Source organism: Rhizobium sp. AB2/73 (assembly GCF_020871915.1).
Classification (GTDB): Bacteria; Pseudomonadota; Alphaproteobacteria; order Rhizobiales; family Rhizobiaceae; genus Rhizobium; species Rhizobium dioscoreae.
Genome location: NZ_CP067071.1, coordinates 23,941 through 44,213, shown reverse-complemented (window position 1 = coordinate 44,213; position 20,273 = coordinate 23,941). Strand labels below are relative to the sequence as shown.

Below are 20,273 nucleotides of genomic sequence, written 5' to 3'. Positions count from 1 at the left end.
TCAGACAGGGTTCAGATCAAATGGGGTCTTGTCCCGCATAGGGATCAGATAGGCCAAGACTAGCCAAAATGCGAGTCTCCAGCCCCTCCATTCTTTCGGCTTCGCTATTATTCATATGGTCGTAGCCGAAGAGATGCAAGAAACCATGCACCATCAAATGCGTCAGATGGTCGTCAAAACTCTTTTCGAGATCCACCGCCTCACGCTCCACCGTCTCCCTGGCGATGATGATATCGCCCAGCATCGGGCCGGGCTTGCCGCCGGGCTGCAGCGGGAAAGCCGGAAAGGACAGAACGTTCGTCGCCTTGTCCTGAGAGCGCCATTCCGCATTGATCTCGCGGATCGAAGCGTCGTCGGTAAAGACCAGCGACAATTCAGGGGCAATCTTCGGAAATGGCTGCCTCTCATGTTTCTTGAGATAATTCGCAGCCTCGCCCAGCACCCGCTCGGCAAGCGATTGCAATATGTCTTCGGAGGGCCAATCGCCCTCCTCCACGCTGATCTGTATATCGAGTTCGGCCATGAGCTTTCGTGCCGCAGATCAGATCTGCGGATCGCTTTCCTCTGCCTTGGCGGCGTAGGTGGAATCGTAGGCCCGGACGATACGTGCCACCAGCGGATGACGAACAACGTCCGTATCCTTGAAGCGTACGATGGTGATGCCCTCGACGCCATCCAGCAGCTGCAGCGCTTCCACGAGGCCGGATTTGACGCCGCGCGGCAAGTCGATCTGGCTCGGATCGCCCGTCACGATCATCCGCGAGTTCTCGCCGAGACGGGTCAGGAACATCTTCATCTGCATGGATGTCGTGTTCTGCGCCTCATCGAGGATAACGGCGGCATTGGAGAGCGTGCGGCCACGCATGAAGGCGAGCGGCGCGATCTCAATGACGCCTGCCGTGATGGCACGCTCGACCTTGTCGCCGGGCATCATGTCGTAAAGCGCGTCATAGAGCGGGCGCAGGTATGGATCGACCTTTTCCTTCATGTCGCCAGGCAGGAAGCCGAGCCGCTCGCCGGCTTCGACGGCCGGGCGCGACAGGATGATCTTTTCAACGGCACCGCGCTCCAGAAGCTGGGCGGCGTGCGCGACGGCGAGATAGGTCTTGCCCGTACCGGCAGGTCCGACACCGAGGACGAGCTCGGACCGCTCCAGCGCCCGCATATAGGCATCCTGGGTCGGCGTCCGTGCGATGATCGTCTTCTTGCGCGTCGAAATCTGCGCCATCGTCAACTTGGCTTTTCTCTCCATGGTCGGCAGCGTCAATTGGTCGTCGGCGGCAACCGCCATGCGGATTGCCCCTTCCACATCGGAACGCTCCACATTGCCGCCTTTTTGCAGCTTGTCATAGAGGTAATCGAGCGTACGGCGTGCCTGATTGGTGGCCAGTACATCGCCTGTGATGACGACGGAGTTGCCACGAGCGCGAGCATCGATGCCGAGGCGCTCCTCAAGCAGCTTCAAATTCTGGTCGAACTGCCCGAAAAGTTCGCTGGCGAACCGATTATTCTCGAACGTCAGGGTGAAGTGATTGGCGTCGCTCGCGGTGCGGGGCTGGCGCGATGAAGAAGAAACCAATTCCTGTCCGTTCAAGCGGTGCGGCTCCTTGTGCCCGTCCGGAACCTAGAGCAATTCAGCAAAAAGGCTGTTGGTGCTGGTTCCGGTGATTCGTACGTTGATAATGTCACCGATTTGCGATGCTTTTGCATCAACATTCACAGACTGCAGCCAGGGAGAGCGTCCAATCAACTGGCCCGGCATCCGGCCCGGCTTTTCCAGAAGGATATCCACTGTTTTGCCCACACAGGCCTCGGCAAACGCATGCTGCTGCTTCAGCAACAATGCCTGCAAACGCTCCAGCCGCTCGGTCTTGGCCTCTTCGGGCACCTGATCCTTCAATTCCGCGCCGGGTGTGCCCGGCCGCGTGGAATATTTGAACGAGAAGGCCTGTGCATAATTCACCTCCTCGATAAGCTTCAGTGTATCCTCAAAATCCTGATCTGTCTCCCCCGGGAAGCCGACGATGAAATCGCCCGACAGGGCGATATCCGGGCGCGCAGTACGGATCCTCTCGATGAGCGTCAGATATTCCGCGGCCGTATGCCGCCGGTTCATCGCCTTCAGGATGCGATCGGAGCCGGCCTGAACGGGCAGATGCAGATAGGGCATCAGCGTCCGCAGGTCGCGATGGGCGCCGATAAGGCGGTCGTCCATGTCGCGCGGGTGGCTGGTCGTGTAGCGCAGGCGCGCGAGGCCGGGGATCTCAGCCATGCGATAAAGGAGATCGCCGAGGCTCCAGGCTTCGCCCTTCGGGCCGATGCCATGCCATGCGTTGACGTTCTGGCCAAGCAACGTGATCTCGCGCACGCCGCCATCCACCAGCTTCTCGGCCTCTTCGACGATCTGCGCGACCGGGCGGGAGACTTCTGAGCCGCGCGTATATGGCACGACACAGAAGGTGCAGAACTTGTCACAGCCTTCCTGTACCGTCAGAAAGGCAGTAACGCCGCGGGCGCGGATCTTCGTCTTTTCGGCGATCGGCAGATGCTCGAACTTGTCCTCGATCGCATATTCCGTGTCGACGACGCGCTGGCCTTCCTTGGCGCGGCGAAGCGCGTCCGGCAGGCGATGATAGGTCTGCGGGCCGATGACGACATCGACGGCAGGCGCGCGCCGCAGGATTTCCTCGCCCTCGGCCTGGGCGACGCAGCCGGTGACGCCGATCATCATCTCGCGGCCATCGGCAGCTTTGCGCTTCTTCATTTCGCGCAGGCGGCCAAGCGCGGAATAGACCTTTTCGGCCGCCTTCTCGCGGATATGGCAGGTGTTCAAAAGAACGAGATCGGCCTCCTCCATGTCCTCGGTCGGCTCATAGCCGTCGCGGGAAAGCGCATCGCTCATCCGCGTGGAATCATAGACGTTCATCTGGCAACCGTAGGTCTTGATGAAAACCTTGCGGCTGTTGGAGCCATCGCGGGAACCGAGCTGCAAAGCGTTGGCCGCCGGGGCGTCGAGGGTTAGGCTGTCCTTGGTCATGGGCCGCTATGTAGTGGCTTTTGCTTTCGGAGAAAATGAAAAAGTTGGAATCACCTGGAAATCAGGCGATCTCGCGCCCGAGCAGGCGGCCGGCAAGCATATTGCGGATGCGCCTGGCGATGGTGGCGCTGACTTCCTTGCGATTGGTGCCAGCGCGATAATCCACCGCCTCGCCGAAGCAGACGTCGACATCGATGGCACCGCACTGGATGATGCCCTTCAGGTGCGGCACGAGCTCGATATCGCCAGGCCATGCCGTCAGCGGGCGATAATAGCGGCCCATGGGCGTTCCATGGACGCGGGTATAGGCGACCGCGACCGGCTGGACATGCACGACGGCATTCGGCGTCTTCGGCAGGGCGGCAGCGGCCGCGCCGAACAGCGAGGACTTGACTTCGAGAAGGCGATTGCCGTCGGACGTGGTTCCTTCAGGGAACAACACCATGATTTCACCGTCAGCCATACGGTCGGCGATTTCGTTCACCTGCTCGCCGGTTTTGCGCTTCTGCTCGCGCTCCACGAAGACGCTCTTCTGCCACTGCGCAAAAAGCCCGAAGATCGGCCAGTCCCGTACTTCGGATTTGGCGATGAATGAGACATCGGCCACTGCCGAAAGCACGAGAATATCGAGCCAGGACGAATGGTTGGAGGCCAGCATGAGAGGCCGGCTCGTCTCCATCTTGCCGATCACATGAATGCGCACACCAAGCCAATAGCAGACGATGCGATGCCAGTAGCGAGGCAGATAGCGCCGTAGCTTCCAGTCAAAGCGCAGGCAGAGGATCTGCAGCGGCAGCATCACCGCGCTGACGACACAAATAACCACGGCGGCACAGCCGATGCGCAGCCAGGTCATCAAATCACTCGCTCCTGCATGAAAGCCTTCACGTCAACCTTCGTCCTTCTTCAGCGGGATGCCGTAAAGCTCCAGCCGGTGGTCGACGAGTTTGAAGCCGTGTTCGCGGGCGATGCGCTCCTGCAGCGCCTCGATCTCCGGCGAGTGGAATTCGATCACTTGACCGCTCTTCAGGTCGATCAGATGGTCGTGGTGCTCTTCCGGCACGGTTTCGTAGCGGGAGCGCCCATCGCGGAAATCATGGCGGGCAAGAAGGCCGGCGTCCTCGAACAGCTTGACGGTGCGGTACACCGTGGAGATCGAGATTTTCGCATCCACCTCCACCGAGCGGCGATAGAGCTCCTCGACATCCGGGTGATCGCCGGAGCTCTCGATGATGCGCGCAATGACCCGGCGCTGATCCGTCATGCGCATGCCGCGCTCGGCGCAAAGCTCCTCCAGGGATTTTACGGCGTCTTCCATCAATCGCTGTCTTCGGTCCAAATGAACTGTGACAAGGGACTAGCGAAGAACGCGGCGCATGACAAGCGCCGTCGATTTCTGTCCGTTTTCGCCGGCATAATAGGCCTTGCGCTCGCCGACCGTCTCGAAACCGAGCTTGCGATAGAGGCCGAGGGCCGGCTGGTTGCTGCCGTCGACTTCGAGAAACATAGTTTCGCCGCCGCGATTGCGGGTTTCACGCAACGCCGCCTGCATGAGGCGCCAGCCAAGACCGGAGCGTCCAAGTTTGGCGTTGACGGCGATCGCCAGGATTTCGCCCTCGCCCGCCACATGCCGGGCCAGCACGAAGCCGGGAAGCGCCTTTTTGAGGATGGCATTGGTCTGGCGGGCAACGAAGCCGAAGGTGGTCTCCTGCGAAAGGAGACCCTGAAATTCAGTTTCGTCCCATACCCGCGGGAAGCGTTCGCCATGCAGGAGCGCCACTTCGGCGCAATCCTTCAGTTCCATCGGGACGATTTCGTATTCGGCTTTCAAGGTCAGATAGGATTCGAGCATGTCTATTGCCTGGCAACTGCGTATCCGGCCTGCGGTCTGGCATCGGGTCCGCGAAGATAAAGCGGCTTCGGCTTTTCGCCGGCAGGCTTGCCAGCGCCCAGCCGGGCGACGATGGCAATCGGAAATGCGTCTGGCCGCTCCGCAGGCGGCGCGTCGCTCAACCGGGCGACGGCCGTTCCGGTGACGATCCCATCGAAGGCGCCAGCGATTGCCCGCGCTTCGTCGATCATTACCGCCCGAGCCTCGTCCAGCGGCTTGCCATCGGCATCGAAGCTCTGGAGATAAATCTCCTCGCGCTTGGCATCGATGGCAGCCAGAACCGACTTGCCCGGATTCTGCGCTCTGGCGGTCGCGGCCATGACCTCGAGGGTCGTGACGCCAACCGCTGGAACATTAAGGGAAAGTGCAAAACCGCGCGCGGCTGCAACGCCAATGCGGATGCCGGTGAAGGAACCGGGACCGACGGTCACGACAACACGCTCAATGGCCGAAAGCGCCACACCGGCTTTCGCCAGCGCCTCGTCGACAACGTGCATCAGATGCTCGGCGTGTCCCCGTCCGATCGTTTCCGTGACCTCCCCCATCACAGAATCACTGCCGCTATCATACACAGCGGCAGCGCAATCCACACCTGCCGTGTCGAGCGCCAGTACGATCATTTCAATTTTTCCGCTAGGCCGGGATTAGACGGCTTCGACTTCCTGCACTTCCGGGACGAAATGGCGCAGCAGGTTCTGCACGCCGTGCTTCAGAGTTGCCGTGGAGGACGGGCAGCCCGAGCACGATCCCTTCATGTTGAGGTAGACCTTGCCGTCACGGAAGCCGCGGAAGGTGATGTCGCCGCCATCCTGGGCAACGGCAGGACGAACGCGGGTATCGAGCAGTTCCTTGATGGTCAGCACGATCGCCTCGTCACCTTCATCGAAGAATTCGCCGCCGGCATCCTGCACTTCGGACAGAACGGATGCCGAGCCCATGACCGGCTTGCCGGACATGAAGTGCTCCATGATCGAACCGAGGATAGCGGGCTTCAGATGCTGCCATTCCTGATTTTCCTTGGAGACGGAAATGAAGTCATAGCCGAAGTAAACGCCGATCACGCCCGGGATTTCGAAGAGGCGGGCAGCAAGCGGCGAAGCTTCGGCTTCCTCGGCGCTGCGGAACTCGGCCGTGCCGTTTTCCATCACCACTTTGCCCGGCAGAAACTTGAGGGTCGCGGGGTTCGGCGTCGCTTCGGTCTGAATGAACATCTTGATCTCCATGCGGCGGGCAAACGCCCGATCCCGACTTTAGAATATTTCAAAAGAAAATAGGCCTTTTGGCCATTCTATTCAAGAGAGTGTTTCTCAAGAAAAGGCACACGCGATCAACTCAGCGCGTTGATTTCCTCATTGCTCAGCGTATCCGGGAGCACCGTCACCGGGATCGGGAAAGCGGCGGCACGACCGGCGATCGACGAGACGAGCGGGCCTGGGCCTTCCTTGGCGGAACCGGCGGCAAGCACGAGAAGAGCGATATCCCGGTCATCCTCAATGACGGCATTGATCTGCTCGGCGGCAGCACCTTCGCGGATGACGATTTCCGCGTCGATGCCGATGTTTTCACGCACGGTTTGCGCAGCCTTTGCGGTTGCAGCCTCGGCCTCCTCGCGCGCTTCCGCCCGCATGATCTCCTCGACCCCAAGCCATTGCTGGAAGTCGCCCTCGGGGATCACATAGAGCAGCACGAGGCCGCCATTGGAATTCTTGGCGCGCCGGCCGGCATAATGGACGGCGCGCTGGCATTCAGGCGTGCCGTCGATGACCGCCATGAACTTGCGGCGATGACCTTCGAGCCGTGAGAGACGTTTTGAAACCATGCGGCGACTCTGACACCCGAAGGCAGCGTTTTGCAAGCCCCCGTTTGGGACCGAGAAGCTTGCATGACGATATCATCAATAGAGAAAGCCGATAATGTCGCGAATCTGCTTCATGGTCACGTCGGCGCGGGCGCGGGCGCGGGCGCTGCCATCGCGCAGAACGGCGTCGATATGGCCAGGGTCGGCCATCAGGCGGCGCATTTCCATCGTGATCGGCGAAAGCACATGCACGGCGAGATCGACCAGCGCCGGCTTGAAGACCGAGAATTGCTGACCGCCGAATTCCGAGAGAACGTCAGCCTTCGACTTGTCGGCAAGCGCCGCATAGATGCCGACCAGATTGTCGGCCTCGGGACGGCCGGCAAGACCGGCGATTTCGCTCGGCAAGCCATCCGGATCGGTCTTGGCCTTGCGGATCTTCTTCGAGATGTTTTCCTCGTCGTCGAGCAGATTGATGCGCGAGAGATCCGATGCGTCGGATTTCGACATCTTCTTCGTGCCGTCACGCAGCGACATGACGCGCGGCGCCGGGCCATCGATCAGCGGCTCGACCATCGGGAAATAGGCATGCACCGGCTCGTCCCCGACGGTGATGTCGATGCCGTAGCCCGTGCGGCGAATATGCTCCATGTAGTCCAGATTGAACTTCATGGCGATGTCGCGGGTCAGCTCCAGATGCTGCTTCTGGTCGTCGCCGACCGGAACGTGGGTAGCACGATAGAGCAGGATGTCGGCGGCCATCAAGCTCGGATAGGCATAAAGGCCGAGCGAAGCCTGCTCGCGGTCCTTGCCGGCCTTGTCCTTGAACTGCGTCATGCGGTTCATCCAGCCGATGCGGGCGACGCAGTTGAAGATCCAGGCAAGCTCGGCATGGCCGGGCACGGCCGACTGATTGAAGACGATGTGCTTTTCCGGATCGATGCCGGCGGCGAGGAAGGCCGCGGTGATCGAGCGCGTCTGGTTCGGCATGTCCTCATGGACCAGTTGCGCCGTCAACGCATGCATGTCGACGACGCAGTAGATGCAGTCGTTGTTGGCCTGCAGCGCCACGAACTTGCGGATTGCGCCGAGATAGTTGCCGAGGTGGAGGTTGCCGGTAGGCTGAACGCCGGAGAATACGAGCGGCTTGAATTCGGTCATGTCGTCCTCAAAAGGCTTGTGGAGGGCCCAGAGCATGATGCCGAAAAGTGTATGCGGTTTTCGGACGACATCACGCTCTATTTCTTTGATTTTAGAGCCGGATGATTTTCGGTCAAAGCGACCGAAAATCATCCGGCTCTAGGTGAGCTCGCGCTCGACCCCTGGTTTCGAGCGGCTTATGCACGCGGGATCGACTGGGATCAAGGGGCCATGTGACAGAGTCTCAGGAAGAATGCTGGATCAGGTCCCAGGTATTGCCATAGGGATCGGCAAAGACTGCCACGGTGCCATAGACTTCATGGCGCGGCTCCTCCAGAAAACGCACACCCTTTGCCTTCATCGCGGCATGATCGCGGGCGAAATCATCGGTCTTGAGGAAGAAACCGACGCGACCGCCGGTCTGGTTGCCGATCGCCGCGCGCTGGCTGTCGCTGGCGGCCTGGGCGAGCAATAATGCTGCCCCTTCCCCGCCTTTCGGCCTGACGACAACCCAGCGCTTGCCCTCCGGCTGCACCTCGTCGGCCAAGCACTCGAAGCCGAGGGCATCGCAATAGAAGGCTTTGGCGCGATCATAGTCATCGACGACGAGGGCGACGAGGAAGAGAGATTGGGGCATGGGGACTCCGTGTTATTTACTGGCGCGCAGCATTAACTACGATTCTCGGCTCGAAATAAAAACCTATAAAACGGATTCAATCTCGCACCGTTCGATCCGGCGAAGGAGCCTTTGTTATTCCCCGTTCGCCACCTTGGCATCTGGAGCGGTCGCGGCCCGCTTGCGCTTCAAATTGCGGCGTACCATGCCCAAATCCACGCCGCCGATCAGGAAGGCGACAATGAAATACACCGCCATCGCAATCAATATGAGCAAGCCCAGGATGCCGGTTTTGATGAGCAGCGACGAGCCCCCCCCCAGAAGCGGCTCCCAGCGATCAGACAAATATACGATAACGCCGCCCATGACGGCGGAGGATACGAGCAGCATCACAGTGCGGCGCGCCAGCGACCATTCCCAGGCGAGATGTCCTCGGCGATAGAGCGTGACGAAGAGCTGCACGGCGTTCAGCCATCCGGCAACCGCCTCAGCGAGCGCAATGCCGCGTTCGGCCAGCACCGGGAAAAGCAAGATGGACAGCGCCGAATTGACGGCTACCGCGACCGCCGTGTAGCGCATCGGCGATTTCGTATCTTCGCGGGCATAAAAGCCGGGCTGCAGTGCCTTGATCAGCACGAAAGCCGGCAGGCCAAGGCCAAAGATTGCGAGAATAGAGCCGACCAGCTTTGTATTTTCCGAGTTAAAGGCGCCACGCTCGTAAAGCACGCGGATGATATCATCGGAGAGCAGCCAGAGGGCGACAGCGGCCGGCAGGGTCAGGAACAGCACAAACTCGATCGAGCGGTTCTGGATATTGGCGGCTTCCTTGATATGGCCTGACTTCAGCGAGCGGGCTAGTTCCGGCAGAAGTACGATTCCGACCGCGACGCCGACGACGCCGAGCGGCAACTGATAGATGCGGTCTGCGTATTGCAGGGCGGCGATCGCGCCTTCCTTGCCCGAGGCAATTGCCTGGCCGATTACCAGATTGATCTGAGTGACGCCGCCGGTGATGGCCGCCGGGATCGCAAGAAGCAGGAGCCGTTTGACATTGGGCGTGAAGCGCGGAAAGCGCAGACCGATACTGATTCCGGCATGACGCACGCCGATATAGACGACCGCCAGCTGCAGCACGCCTGCCACCAGTACCGACCAGGACAAGTACCAGGCTGTGCTCAGCGGATCGGCGCCGTAGTAAATCGCATAGAACAGCGCACTGATCATCACCAGGTTTAGGAAGATCGGAGCCACGGCGGCAGCGAAGAAATGATGCAGCGAATTCAGCATGCCGCTCATCATCGCCGTCAGCGACATCGACATGAGATAAGGGAACATCACGGCGGCCAACCGGACCGTCAGGTCAAATTTCTCGGCATCGTCGGCGAAACCAGGTGCGATGACCCAACGCACCAGGAGCGGCATGGCCAGTTCCATGACGATGGTGATCAGCAGCAGGACCGAGAAGAGAACGCCGAACACTTCTTCCGAGAAGCGCTTGGCGCCGTCGATGCCATTCGCCTCGATTTCCTTGGCGAAGAGCGGCACGAAGGCGGCGTTGAAGGCGCCTTCGGCAAACAGACGGCGGAAGAGGTTCGGAAAGCGGAAGGCGGCGTAGAAGACGTCGGCCATCGGTCCGGTGCCTAGGGCGGCGGCCATCAGCGTTTCGCGGGCGAAGCCGAAGATGCGGCTGCCAAGCGTCGCGCCGCCGACCGTGATGAATTTCTTGACTAGGCTCATGCGGCAGAACCGGCTTTCTTCTCAGTGTCTGACTTTTCGACAGCGACACCGCGCGTGGCGGCGGGCGCGATGATGCCTGACGGCATGCGTTCGCGCATTTCATCCTCCTCGCCGGCCATGACGGCTTTCAGGCGTGCGGTGATATAGGCTCGCCTGTTCTCGTTGGAAATCTTCTGACCCACCAGGTCGGCGACATAGAAGGTATCGATGACCTTTTCGCCGAAGGTGGTGATGCGGGCAGACTGAATATCGAGCGACAGGTCCGAAAGAACGGCCGTGATTTCCGACAGCAGGCCGGGGCGGTCGAGGCATTCGACCTCGATGACCGTGAACTTGTTGGAGAGGCTGTTGGTGATGATGACCGACGGCGGGATGACGAAAGCCTTGTTCTTGCGGCGGTTCTTCGTCCGGGTCGCGATGACCTCCGGCAGCCGCTTGCGGCCGGCCAGCACGTCCTCGATCATCTTGCCGATGGTGCCGGCGCGGCGCAGTTCGTCGGCATCATCGGGGAATTCGCGGCTGACATGGATTGTGTCGAGCGCGCGGCCATCCGATGTCGTGAAGATCTGCGCATCGGCGATATTAGCGCCCGCGGCGGCGCAGGCGCCGGCAATCACGGTCAAAAGACGCGGATGGTCAGGCGAGAGCACGGTGATCTCGGTGATGGCGTGGAAGCTGTCGGTGCGCACCATGGTGGCGAGGACCTTCCCCGCCTTGTCGGATTCACGCATGAACTGGGTATGGCGAACCTGATCTTCCAGCGGCACGGACAGCAAATAGGGCTGATAGTGCAGCTTGACGTAAGCCTTGCGCTCCTTCTGGCTCCAATCCGCGAGTGCGTGTTCAAGCGCTTCGGCGGCAGCCTCGGCGCGTTCCTTGCGCGAGACTTCGGAGAACCCTCCTGACAGCAGCAGCTCGGTTTCATAATAGAGCGTGCGCAACAGCTGGCCTTTCCAACCGTTCCAGACGCCGGGGCCGACGGCGCGGATGTCACAGACGGTCAGGATCAGCAGCATCTTCAACCGGTCAAGCGACTGCACCCGGTCGGCGAAATCGATGATGGTCTTGCGGTCGGTCAGGTCGCGTGTCTGGGCGACCATCGACATGGTCAGATGTTCCGCGATCAGCCAGACCACCAGCTCCGTCTGCTTCGGCGAAAGGCCGAAGCGCGGGCAAAGCTTGCGTGCAACTGCGGCACCGGCTTCCGAGTGGTCCTCCTCGCGGCCCTTGGCGATGTCGTGCAGGAGGACGGCGACATAGAGAGCGTCGCGATCCTCGATATTGGGCATCAGCTTGTTGGTGAGCGGATGAATATCCTCGGCCTTGCCCTTGTCGATCTCCGACAGCACCTCGACGGCGCGGATCAGATGCTCGTCCACCGTGTAGTGATGATACATGTTGAACTGCATCATCGAGACGATCTTGCCGAATTCCGGAATGAAGCGGCCGAGCACGCCGGCCTCGTTCATGCGGCGCAGGATCAGCGCGGGATCGCGCTTCGAGGTGAGGATGGAGAGGAAGAGCCGGTTCGCCTCCTCGTTCTCGCGCAGATCGTTGTCGATAAGGTTCAGCGAGCGGGTGACGCGCTTCAACGCGTCCGGATGGAATTCCAGCCCATTGATATCGGCAACGAAGAACAGCCGGATGAGACTGACCGGATCGCGCTTGAAGACATCGGGATTGGCAAGCGCGATGCGGCCACGGTCTTCGACGAACTCGACGGTGCCGGGAATCTTGCGCGAGCGGTTGGCAAAACGGCTGATGACGCCGGTGAGGCCTGGAGTGGCCTTCGCCTGCTGATCCTCCAACGCTGCGCAGAGGATGCGGGTGAGATCGCCGACATCCTTCGCGACGAGGAAATAGTGCTTCATGAAGCGCTCGACGGCCGAAAGGCCCGGGCGGGCGTTATAGTCGAGGGCTGCGGCGATATCGCGCTGGATATCGAAGGAAAGCCGCTCTTCCGCCTTGCCGGTCAGGAAATGCATATGGCAGCGCACGGCCCAGAGGAAATCCTCGGCCTTCTCAAAGAGACGGTATTCCTGTTTCGAGAGCACGCCGAGCTTCACCAGTTCGGCTGGATCGCGGACGTGATAGTAATATTTCGAGATCCAGAACAGCGTGTGCAGGTCGCGCAGGCCACCCTTGCCTTCCTTGACGTTGGGCTCGACCAGATAACGGGTGTCGCCCGCCTTGCGGTGGCGCTCGTCACGCTCGGCGAGCTTGGCGGCGATGAATTCCGGTCCGGTATTGGTGACGATCTCCTTGTCGAAACGGGCTTGCAGCTCGCGCTCCAGCGCGATGTTGCCGCAGATATAGCGAGTCTCGAGAATGGCGGTGCGCACCGTCATGTCGGACTTGGCCTCTCGGATGCACTCCTCGACCGTGCGCGTGGCATGGCCGACTTTGAAACCCATGTCCCAAAGCATATAGAGAATGAATTCGACCGCCTTGTGCGTCTCGCTCTCCGGCTTCGGCCGGAAGAGGAAGAGAAGGTCGATATCGGAGCCCGGCGCCAGCGTATCGCGGCCATAGCCGCCGACGGCGGTGACGGAGAAGGCGCCTGCCTGCTTCGGATAGACGTGATGGACGGTGAAATCGTAGAGGACGGTGATGATCTGATCCTGCAGCCAGGAAATACGGTGCGCGCAATTGAGCCCGCTGCCGTCGGCGATCAGCAACCGCCGCGCTTCTTCCCGTCCATCCTGGCTTGCCTTTTTCAACAGCGCCAGCAGTGCGGAGCGCTCTTCATTCTTATCCAGGTGGCGTTTGGCGAGGGCCTCGCACTCCGCCTTCAGCGCGGATACATCGAGAACGGTCGAAAAATCAATATGATGCGTTTCCATGCTCTGCCGATCGGCTTTCTCTTCGCTGACCGCGGCCCGTTGCCGGCGCGCCCATCTTTTCGTCTGCATGCGCTATAGCCTCTTTGCCCAGCGATTGACACAGGCATTCTACGCCCGCATCCCCCAAAGTCAGCTGGAGCCGATCATCTCGAATCGACGATCCTCAAGATTCCTATCGGGCCAAGGTTGACGAAGCGTGGACGGCCATCGACGCAGAAATCGGCAGTTTTAGGGCCTTGCAGGCTCAAGCGTCCGTCTGAGCTCGTTCAAACTATATAATATGTTTCGCGATTGAGCGCCGATCTGCGTCACCATTTCGCGCTCGCATTCCCAATAACCGGCCTTGGCGATCTTCGAGCAAATATCGGAAATGCGGCTGCAGGACAGCGTGATATCGAGGAGGCCGCGGTCAGATTCACAATCCGGGGGCTCCCCCTCGCCGCAGATCTTGCCACGCGCGGCGATCGGAGAGAAGCGCTCACCCAGAGTGCGGACTTCGGCGAGAAGAACTTCGAGATACATCGTATTGCCTTTGGAATATCGCCTGCGGTCAACTGGTCTTGGTAAGCGTTTTCTTCAGTTCATAGAGCACATCGAGGGCGGCTCGCGGCGTCAGATCGTCCAAATCCAGTGCTTTCAGCCGTTCCTCGACCTTGGACGGCTCGCGCCGGCCAACGGCTTCCTCCCTGCGGACGGCCACCTGGAAGAGAGGCAGATCATCGATGAGCTGGCTTGCCGGATTCTTGCGGTCGGCATCTTCAAGCCGCGTCAGGACATCGCGGGCGCGCGCCACCACGGAAGCCGGCAGGCCGGCGAGTCGCGCCACCTGGATACCGTAGGAGCGATCGGCAGCCCCCGGCCCAACCTCGTGCAGGAAGATGACATCGCCATCCCATTCCTTAACGCGCATGGTGGCATTGGAAAGCCGGCCGAGCTTTTCCGAGAGCACGGTCAGTTCATGGAAATGCGTGGCGAAAAGGCCGCGGCACCGGTTGGCTTCATGCAAATGCTCGACGGCTGCCCATGCGATCGAAAGACCGTCGAAGGTCGCGGTGCCGCGACCGATCTCGTCGAGGATCACAAGCGAACGTTCCGTCGCCTGATTGAGGATCGCCGCCGTCTCGACCATTTCGACCATGAAGGTCGAGCGGCCACGGGCCAGATCGTCGGAAGCGCCGACGCGCGAGAAGAGGCGGTCGACGATGCCGATATGAGCCGAAGCGGCTGGCACGAAGGAGCCCATCTGCGCGAGAATGGCGATCAAAGCATTCTGGCGCAGGAAGGTGGATTTACCGCCCATGTTCGGGCCGGTCAGCAGCCAGATGGCGCCATCCTTGCCGTCGGATTTCGGCGAAAGATCGCAATTGTTGGCGACGAACGGACCGCCGGCCTGACGGCGCAGCGCCTGTTCGACGACTGGATGACGGCCGCCTTCGATCGCGAACATGCGGCTGCCATCGACGACGGGCCGGCAATAGGCCTGTTCCTCAGCGAGGAGCGCAAGCCCGGCTGCGACATCGATCACCGACAGCGCGCGCGCACCGATCTTGATCGCCTCGGCAGCGGCCACCACGGCCGCAACCATGCGATCGAAGGCCTCGAGCTCGATCGCCAGCGCCTTGTCGGCGGCATTGGCAATGCGGCTTTCAAGATCGGCAAGTTCGGTTGTGGTGAAGCGCATGGCATTCGCCATGGTCTGGCGGTGGATGAAGCGCGCCTTGGCTTCGCTGGTGTCCGTCATCGGACCGGCATTGCCGGCGGTGACCTCGATAAAATAGCCGAGCACATTATTGTGCTTGATCTTCAGCGACTTGATGCCGGTCTCCTCGGCATATTGCAGCTGCAGGCCGGCGATGACGCGGCGCGACTGGTCGCGCAACGCCCGCACTTCGTCGAGCTCGGCATTCGCTCCTTCCTTTAAGAAGCCGCCGTCCCGTTTCAGCAGCGGCAGTTCGTCGGCGAGCATGGCGGCCAGCATCGCTTCAAGACCGGCTGGCAAAGCTTTCAGCCCGGCCAATGCAGCGTCAAGTTCTTCCGGCAGCAAGGCGCCACCGAGAAGACGGGCGAGATCGGCCGCCGCCGCCAGCCCCTGACGGATCGCCCAGAGATCGCGCGGACCGCCACGATCGAGAGCAAGGCGCGACAGGGCGCGCGGCATGTCGGGCACATGCTTCAATGTCGAGCGCAGATCGCTGCAGAGCGATGGCTCCTCGGTCAGGAAGCCGATCGAATCCAGACGCTCATTGATGCGCTGAGGATCGGTCAGCGGCGACATCAGCCGCTCGGCAAGAAGCCGGGCACCGCCCCCGGTCACGGTACGGTCGATCGCCTTCAGCAGCGAGCCGTTGCGGTCGCCGGAAAGTGTGCGAACCAATTCGAGATTGGCGCGCGTGGCTGGATCGATGAAAAGTGTCGAGGCGCCGCTTTCGCGTTCCGGCAGCCCCAGCGGGGGCCGCTCGGCGAGCTGGGTCTTTTCGACATAGGCGATGGCAGCGGCAGCCGCAGCCAATTCGGCGCGGCTGAACGTGCCAAAACCATCGAGTGTCGACACGCCGAAGTAACGCGTGATCCGTCCCTCGGCGCTGGCGCTGTCGAAGAGCACCGCCGGCTGCGGAACAGCGGTCCGGCCGAGGATATCGAAAACAGGCTTCAGCTCCGGATCATGAAACATCGTATCCGGCAGGATCAGTTCTCTCGGATCGATGCGCAGGATATCGGCGAGCAGCCGCGACGTCTCCGTTTCTGCAAGACGGAAGACACCTGTCGAAATATCGATCCAGGCAAGCGCCAGCTGCGGCTCGGCGCCACCGCGGATGCGCGTGAGCGCCATCAGATAATTGGATTCCGATGGAGAAAGCAGCTTTTCCTCGGTGATCGTGCCCGGCGTCACCAGACGTACGACATCGCGCCGCACCACCGATTTGCCGCCGCGCTTTTTCGCTTCGGCAGGATCCTCCACCTGCTCGCAGACAGCAACGCGAAAGCCGAGACCAATCAGTTTCTGCAGGTAGTCATCGGCGGCGTGAACAGGAACGCCGCACATCGGGATGTCCTGCCCCATGTGCTGGCCGCGCTTGGTGAGCGTGATGCCGAGCGCGCGCGAGGCGTCGATGGCGTCCTCGAAGAACAGTTCGTAGAAGTCGCCCATGCGATAGAACAGCAGCGAACCGGGATTGTTCGCCTTGATCTCGATATATTGCTCCATCATCGGAGTGGCCGAGGCACGGCTTTCCTCCGAGGCAAGCTCGGCGGCCGAGAAAGCATCGATGCTGGCGTTAATACGTTCGTTCACGGAGGTGCAGTTTTTCCAAAAAAATGAGGTGCCACCCTATCCGCGCGCCGCTATAGAAGACAACAGCTATCGGACAAGAGGGACCGGTCGCCCACAGGAGGTTTGGAGGAACAATGGCTGACAGCAAGAGCAAGTCGCGTCCGGGAACGGGGATCACCGATCAGGAAGCGCTGGACTTCCACAAGAACGGGCGCCCCGGCAAGCTTGAGATCAATCCGACCAAGCCGATGGCGACACAACGCGATCTTTCCCTCGCCTATTCGCCCGGTGTCGCCGTTCCCGTAAAAGCGATCGCAGCGGATCCAGCCACCGCCTACGACTATACCTCGCGCGGCAACATGGTCGCCGTCATTTCGAACGGCACAGCCATTCTCGGCCTCGGCAATCTCGGCGCACTCGCCTCCAAGCCGGTCATGGAAGGCAAATCGGTGCTGTTCAAGCGCTTCGCCGACGTCGATTCGATCGATCTCGAGATCGACACCGAGAATGTCGACGAATTCATCAATTGCGTGCGCTATCTCGGCCCCTCCTTCGGCGGCATCAATCTGGAAGATATCAAGGCACCCGATTGCTTCATCATCGAGCAGCGCCTGCGCGAGCTCATGGATATCCCCGTGTTCCACGACGACCAGCACGGAACCGCCATCATCGCCGCTGCTGGCCTCATCAACGCCCTCGAACTCACCGGCCGCGACCTGAAGACCACCAAGCTCGTCTGCAACGGCGCCGGCGCTGCCGCCATCGCCTGCATCGAGCTGATCAAGTCGATGGGCTTCGCCCCGGAAAACATCGTCCTCTGCGACACCAAGGGCGTGATCTACCAGGGCCGCAGCGAAGGCATGAACCAGTGGAAGTCGGCACATGCCGTCAAGACCGACAAGCGCACGCTGGCGGAAGCGATGAAGGGCGCCGACGTCGTGTTCGGCCTGTCGCAGAAGGGCGCCTTTTCCGAGGATATGATCCGCTCCATGGCCGACCGGCCGATCATTTTCGCCATGGCCAATCCGGATCCGGAAATCACGCCGGAAGAAGTCGCCCGCATCCGCGACGACGCCATCATGGCGACGGGGCGCTCCGACTATCCGAACCAGGTCAACAACGTCCTCGGTTTTCCCTATATCTTCCGCGGCGCCCTCGACGTGCGCGCCACCACCATCAACGACGAGATGAAGATCGCCGCCGTCAACGCGCTGGCGAGCCTTGCGCGCGAAGACGTGCCCGACGATGTTGTCGCCGCCTATCAGGGCGCGCGGCCGCGCTTCGGCGCGCAGTATATCATCCCTGTACCCTTCGACCCGCGGCTCATCTCGGCAATTCCGGTGGCTGTCGCAAAAGCCGCGATCGAGAGCGGCGTCGCGCGCCGCGAAATCGCCGACATGGCCGCTTATGCGCGCGAACTCTCTGCCCGACGGGATCCGATTGCTTCGACACTGGCGCAGCTCTACGAGCGTGTCCGCCGGCACCAGAAGCGCATCGTCTTTGCCGAAGCGGAAGAAGAGCAGGTCATGCGCGCCGCCCTCTCCTACGCCAATCAGGGGCTCGGCACGGCGATCCTGCTCGGCCGCGAGGATCTGATCGAGGCCACAGCCGAACGCGCCGGCATCGATCTCAACCGTCCCGGCCTCGAAATCGTCAACGCGCGCATTTCCAAGCGTGGCGACGCCTATATCGACTATCTCTATGCCCGGCTGCAGCGCCAAGGCTACCTGCATCGCGACGTGACACGCCTCATCCACAACGACCGTAATCACTTCGCCGCCTGCATGGTGGCGCTGGGAGACGCCGACGGCATGGTGACGGGCGTGACGCGCAACTATTCGACAGCGCTTGGAGACGTGCGCCGCTGCATCGACGCCAAGCCGGGACACCGGGTCATCGGCATATCGATCGTGCTTGCCCGCGGCCGCACCGTCTTCGTCGCCGATACCGCCGTGCACGACATGCCGACCTCCGAAGAACTGGCCGATATCGCTGAAGAAGCCGCCGGTTTCGCACGGCGCATGGGCTATGAGCCCCGCGTCGCCATGCTCGCTTATTCCACCTTCGGCCATCCCCCGGGCGAACGTTCCGAGCGGGTGCGTGAAGCAGTGAACATTCTCGACAAGCGATACGTCAATTTTGAATTCGACGGTGAAATGGCGGCGGACGTGGCGCTGGACCGCAAGCTCATGGAAAGCCTTTATCCTTTCTCGCGGCTCTCCGGACCGGCAAACGTGCTTGTCATGCCGGCTTTCCACTCTGCGGCGATCTCCACCAAGATGCTGCAGGAGCTCGGCGGCTCCACGGTCATCGGGCCTCTGCTCGTCGGCCTCGACAAGCCGGTGCAGATCACATCGATGGGCGCCAAGGATTCCGATATCGTCAACATGGCCGCCATCGCGGCCTATGGCGCGGGATCGTAACCACTACCCCATAAGACTGAGCCGGCGACCCAACAAAGGTGATGGGCTGTCGCATCAATTCGGTGTAAAATAGGAGGATGAGTGAAGCTCAGGTCCTGTTCGGAGTGCTGCGCCATTCAGCGCAGCCTGACATTGTCGATGCTATCGAGCGGCTCGTTCTTGAGGCACCCGACCGCAAGCTCAACCGTGTGAACGCGCTCGCCTTTGCGGCAGACCACGGCTTCGATGAAGAACAGGCCGTCAATGCCTTCCTGCACGCCTCGCGCCTCGGCCTGTTCGAGATGTCATGGAATGTTCTTTGCCCCGGCTGCGGCGGAGTGTTGGATGCCAATACTTCGCTCAAAACCGTGCAAAGCGACACCTATAACTGTACGCTTTGCGCAGCCGGATACGAGCCGACGCTCGACGAGATGGTCGAAGTCACCTTCACCGTCAGTCCGCGCGTGCGCCACATAGAAGCGCACAATCCGCACGACCTGCCGCCGCTCGAATATTTCCGCCAGATTTATTGGGGCTCAGGCATCGACCTTCCCGACGAGGGTTACGAAGAAAAAGTCGATCAGTTCGTTTTGGAATCCCTGGAACTGCCGCCGGGCGAGAAAGCGGTCATATCGCTTCAATTGCCGGCGGAATTCACCATCATCTTCGAGCCGGTCACGCATGCGGCGCAATTCCTCGATGTGAAGGGAGAACCATCGAAGGAGCGACAGGCTCTCTCGCTCGTTTTCGATCGCATGCACCGTCACAGTCAGGCCATCGAATTGCGGCCCGGCCCCTTGCGCGTTCAAATGGAGAACCACACGGACCTTCGCGTGTTGCCATCGATCTGCGTGGCCAACGAGGCTCTTCACACCCTGCTGGGACAGCGCAGGCCATTTCTGACTGCCAAGCACCTGCTTTCCAACCAGACCTTCCGTGACATCTACCGCACGGATACAATCGACATCGATCAGCGACTGAAGATCACGAGCCTCACCTTTCTGTTCACCGATCTGCGCGGTTCGACGGAATTATACGAAAGGGTCGGCGATCTCGCGGCCTTCGATCTGGTCAAGACGCATTTTGGCATCCTGCACGAGATCGTAGCGGCGGAAGCGGGTGCCGTCGTCAAGACCATCGGCGATGCGGTCATGGCGACCTTCCCGACGCCGGACCGGGCGCTGATCGCGGCGATGCGGATGCGCGAGGCCATGCTCAGCCTCAATGAAGAGCGCGGCAATGACGATCTTCTCCTGAAAATCGGCATCCATGAGGGGCCGTGCATCGCCGTGAGCCTGAACGAACGACAGGATTATTTCGGGCAGACGGTCAATATCGCATCCCGCGTCCAACACCTCGCCACGTCACGCGAAATCTTCGCCACCAGCTCGGTGCTCGATCATCCTCGCGCTGCCGAACTGATGACGAGGCGCGGCCTCACGCCGCAATCGCATCATGTCGCGCTGCGCGGCATCACGGATGCGATCGATATTTTCGCGATCCCTTAGAGCCGTTCAGCTCTTCACGGAATCTCCGAA

Annotated in this window: 17 protein-coding genes; 2 read left to right on the top strand and 15 right to left on the bottom strand. The window is 60.9% G+C overall.

What is annotated here, in order from left to right:
* Positions 1–16 precede the first annotated feature (16 nt).
* From ybeY to mutS, 15 genes are all read right to left on the bottom strand, one after another.
* A complete protein-coding gene (gene ybeY / locus I8E17_RS00215; protein WP_113367264.1) occupies positions 17–523 on the bottom strand; it encodes an rRNA maturation RNase YbeY in 507 nt (168 codons plus the stop codon).
* An 18-nt stretch (positions 524–541) separates the two neighbouring features.
* Entirely contained in the window at positions 542–1,594 is a 1,053-nt protein-coding gene (locus I8E17_RS00210; protein ID WP_069611161.1) for a PhoH family protein, read from the bottom strand.
* A 30-nt stretch (positions 1,595–1,624) separates the two neighbouring features.
* Positions 1,625–3,037: a tRNA (N6-isopentenyl adenosine(37)-C2)-methylthiotransferase MiaB gene (gene miaB / locus I8E17_RS00205; RefSeq protein ID WP_113367263.1), complete on the bottom strand. Its 1,413-nt coding sequence runs from the start codon at positions 3,035–3,037 to the stop codon at positions 1,625–1,627.
* Positions 3,038–3,098: 61 nt separating this feature from the next.
* Positions 3,099–3,896 (bottom strand): 1-acyl-sn-glycerol-3-phosphate acyltransferase, encoded by a 798-nt coding sequence (locus I8E17_RS00200; protein ID WP_113367262.1) that lies wholly within the window; start codon positions 3,894–3,896, stop codon positions 3,099–3,101.
* A gap of 30 nt (positions 3,897–3,926) precedes the next feature.
* A complete protein-coding gene (locus tag I8E17_RS00195) occupies positions 3,927–4,355 on the bottom strand; it encodes a Fur family transcriptional regulator (protein ID WP_113367261.1) in 429 nt (142 codons plus the stop codon).
* A gap of 39 nt (positions 4,356–4,394) precedes the next feature.
* On the bottom strand, positions 4,395–4,889 hold the full coding sequence (locus tag I8E17_RS00190; protein WP_113367260.1) for an N-acetyltransferase: 495 nt from the start codon (positions 4,887–4,889) through the stop codon (positions 4,395–4,397).
* Between the two features lie 2 nt (positions 4,890–4,891).
* Positions 4,892–5,548: a tRNA (adenosine(37)-N6)-threonylcarbamoyltransferase complex dimerization subunit type 1 TsaB gene (gene tsaB, locus I8E17_RS00185; RefSeq protein ID WP_113367259.1), complete on the bottom strand. Its 657-nt coding sequence runs from the start codon at positions 5,546–5,548 to the stop codon at positions 4,892–4,894.
* A 24-nt stretch (positions 5,549–5,572) separates the two neighbouring features.
* Complete coding sequence (locus I8E17_RS00180; RefSeq protein ID WP_069611377.1) at positions 5,573–6,139, bottom strand: NifU family protein; 567 nt, start codon at positions 6,137–6,139, stop codon at positions 5,573–5,575.
* A gap of 116 nt (positions 6,140–6,255) precedes the next feature.
* Entirely contained in the window at positions 6,256–6,747 is a 492-nt protein-coding gene (locus I8E17_RS00175) for a universal stress protein (RefSeq protein ID WP_113367258.1), read from the bottom strand.
* 75 nt (positions 6,748–6,822) lie between these two features.
* Positions 6,823–7,887 (bottom strand): tryptophan--tRNA ligase, encoded by a 1,065-nt coding sequence (trpS, locus tag I8E17_RS00170; protein WP_112722011.1) that lies wholly within the window; start codon positions 7,885–7,887, stop codon positions 6,823–6,825.
* 223 nt (positions 7,888–8,110) lie between these two features.
* Positions 8,111–8,503 (bottom strand): VOC family protein, encoded by a 393-nt coding sequence (locus I8E17_RS00165; RefSeq protein WP_113367257.1) that lies wholly within the window; start codon positions 8,501–8,503, stop codon positions 8,111–8,113.
* 114 nt (positions 8,504–8,617) lie between these two features.
* On the bottom strand, positions 8,618–10,219 hold the full coding sequence (gene murJ / locus I8E17_RS00160) for a murein biosynthesis integral membrane protein MurJ (RefSeq protein WP_113367256.1): 1,602 nt from the start codon (positions 10,217–10,219) through the stop codon (positions 8,618–8,620).
* Positions 10,216–13,131 (bottom strand): [protein-PII] uridylyltransferase, encoded by a 2,916-nt coding sequence (locus tag I8E17_RS00155; RefSeq protein WP_113367255.1) that lies wholly within the window; start codon positions 13,129–13,131, stop codon positions 10,216–10,218. Before I8E17_RS00155 ends, murJ begins: the two co-directional genes overlap by 4 nt.
* A gap of 159 nt (positions 13,132–13,290) precedes the next feature.
* Positions 13,291–13,584, bottom strand: coding sequence for a hypothetical protein (locus I8E17_RS00150; RefSeq protein ID WP_069611150.1), 294 nt, complete (start codon positions 13,582–13,584; stop codon positions 13,291–13,293).
* 28 nt (positions 13,585–13,612) lie between these two features.
* Positions 13,613–16,354 (bottom strand): DNA mismatch repair protein MutS, encoded by a 2,742-nt coding sequence (mutS, locus tag I8E17_RS00145; RefSeq protein ID WP_113367254.1) that lies wholly within the window; start codon positions 16,352–16,354, stop codon positions 13,613–13,615.
* A gap of 113 nt (positions 16,355–16,467) precedes the next feature.
* Here mutS and I8E17_RS00140 point away from each other — a divergent pair, with 113 nt between their 5' ends.
* Both I8E17_RS00140 and I8E17_RS00135 read left to right on the top strand, forming a co-directional pair.
* Complete coding sequence (locus tag I8E17_RS00140) at positions 16,468–18,756, top strand: NADP-dependent malic enzyme (protein WP_113367253.1); 2,289 nt, start codon at positions 16,468–16,470, stop codon at positions 18,754–18,756.
* Between the two features lie 77 nt (positions 18,757–18,833).
* On the top strand, positions 18,834–20,243 hold the full coding sequence (locus tag I8E17_RS00135; RefSeq protein ID WP_113367252.1) for an adenylate/guanylate cyclase domain-containing protein: 1,410 nt from the start codon (positions 18,834–18,836) through the stop codon (positions 20,241–20,243).
* The last annotated feature ends 30 nt before the right edge of the window (positions 20,244–20,273 follow it).

Excerpts from the sequence above, each read along its gene's own strand:
- I8E17_RS00165 (WP_113367257.1), bottom strand. The coding sequence starts at position 8,503 with ATGCCCCAATCTCTCTTCCTCGTCGCCCTCGTCGTCGATGACTATGAT.
- murJ (WP_113367256.1), bottom strand. The coding sequence starts at position 10,219 with ATGAGCCTAGTCAAGAAATTCATCACGGTCGGCGGCGCGACGCTTGGC.
- I8E17_RS00140 (WP_113367253.1), top strand. The coding sequence starts at position 16,468 with ATGGCTGACAGCAAGAGCAAGTCGCGTCCGGGAACGGGGATCACCGAT.
- I8E17_RS00195 (WP_113367261.1), bottom strand. The coding sequence starts at position 4,355 with ATGGAAGACGCCGTAAAATCCCTGGAGGAGCTTTGCGCCGAGCGCGGC.
- I8E17_RS00175 (WP_113367258.1), bottom strand. The coding sequence starts at position 6,747 with ATGGTTTCAAAACGTCTCTCACGGCTCGAAGGTCATCGCCGCAAGTTC.
- I8E17_RS00150 (WP_069611150.1), bottom strand. The coding sequence starts at position 13,584 with ATGTATCTCGAAGTTCTTCTCGCCGAAGTCCGCACTCTGGGTGAGCGC.
- tsaB (WP_113367259.1), bottom strand. The coding sequence starts at position 5,548 with ATGATCGTACTGGCGCTCGACACGGCAGGTGTGGATTGCGCTGCCGCT.
- I8E17_RS00180 (WP_069611377.1), bottom strand. The coding sequence starts at position 6,139 with ATGTTCATTCAGACCGAAGCGACGCCGAACCCCGCGACCCTCAAGTTT.
- I8E17_RS00190 (WP_113367260.1), bottom strand. The coding sequence starts at position 4,889 with ATGCTCGAATCCTATCTGACCTTGAAAGCCGAATACGAAATCGTCCCG.
- miaB (WP_113367263.1), bottom strand. The coding sequence starts at position 3,037 with ATGACCAAGGACAGCCTAACCCTCGACGCCCCGGCGGCCAACGCTTTG.
- I8E17_RS00155 (WP_113367255.1), bottom strand. The coding sequence starts at position 13,131 with ATGCAGACGAAAAGATGGGCGCGCCGGCAACGGGCCGCGGTCAGCGAA.
- ybeY (WP_113367264.1), bottom strand. The coding sequence starts at position 523 with ATGGCCGAACTCGATATACAGATCAGCGTGGAGGAGGGCGATTGGCCC.
- trpS (WP_112722011.1), bottom strand. The coding sequence starts at position 7,887 with ATGACCGAATTCAAGCCGCTCGTATTCTCCGGCGTTCAGCCTACCGGC.
- I8E17_RS00135 (WP_113367252.1), top strand. The coding sequence starts at position 18,834 with ATGAGTGAAGCTCAGGTCCTGTTCGGAGTGCTGCGCCATTCAGCGCAG.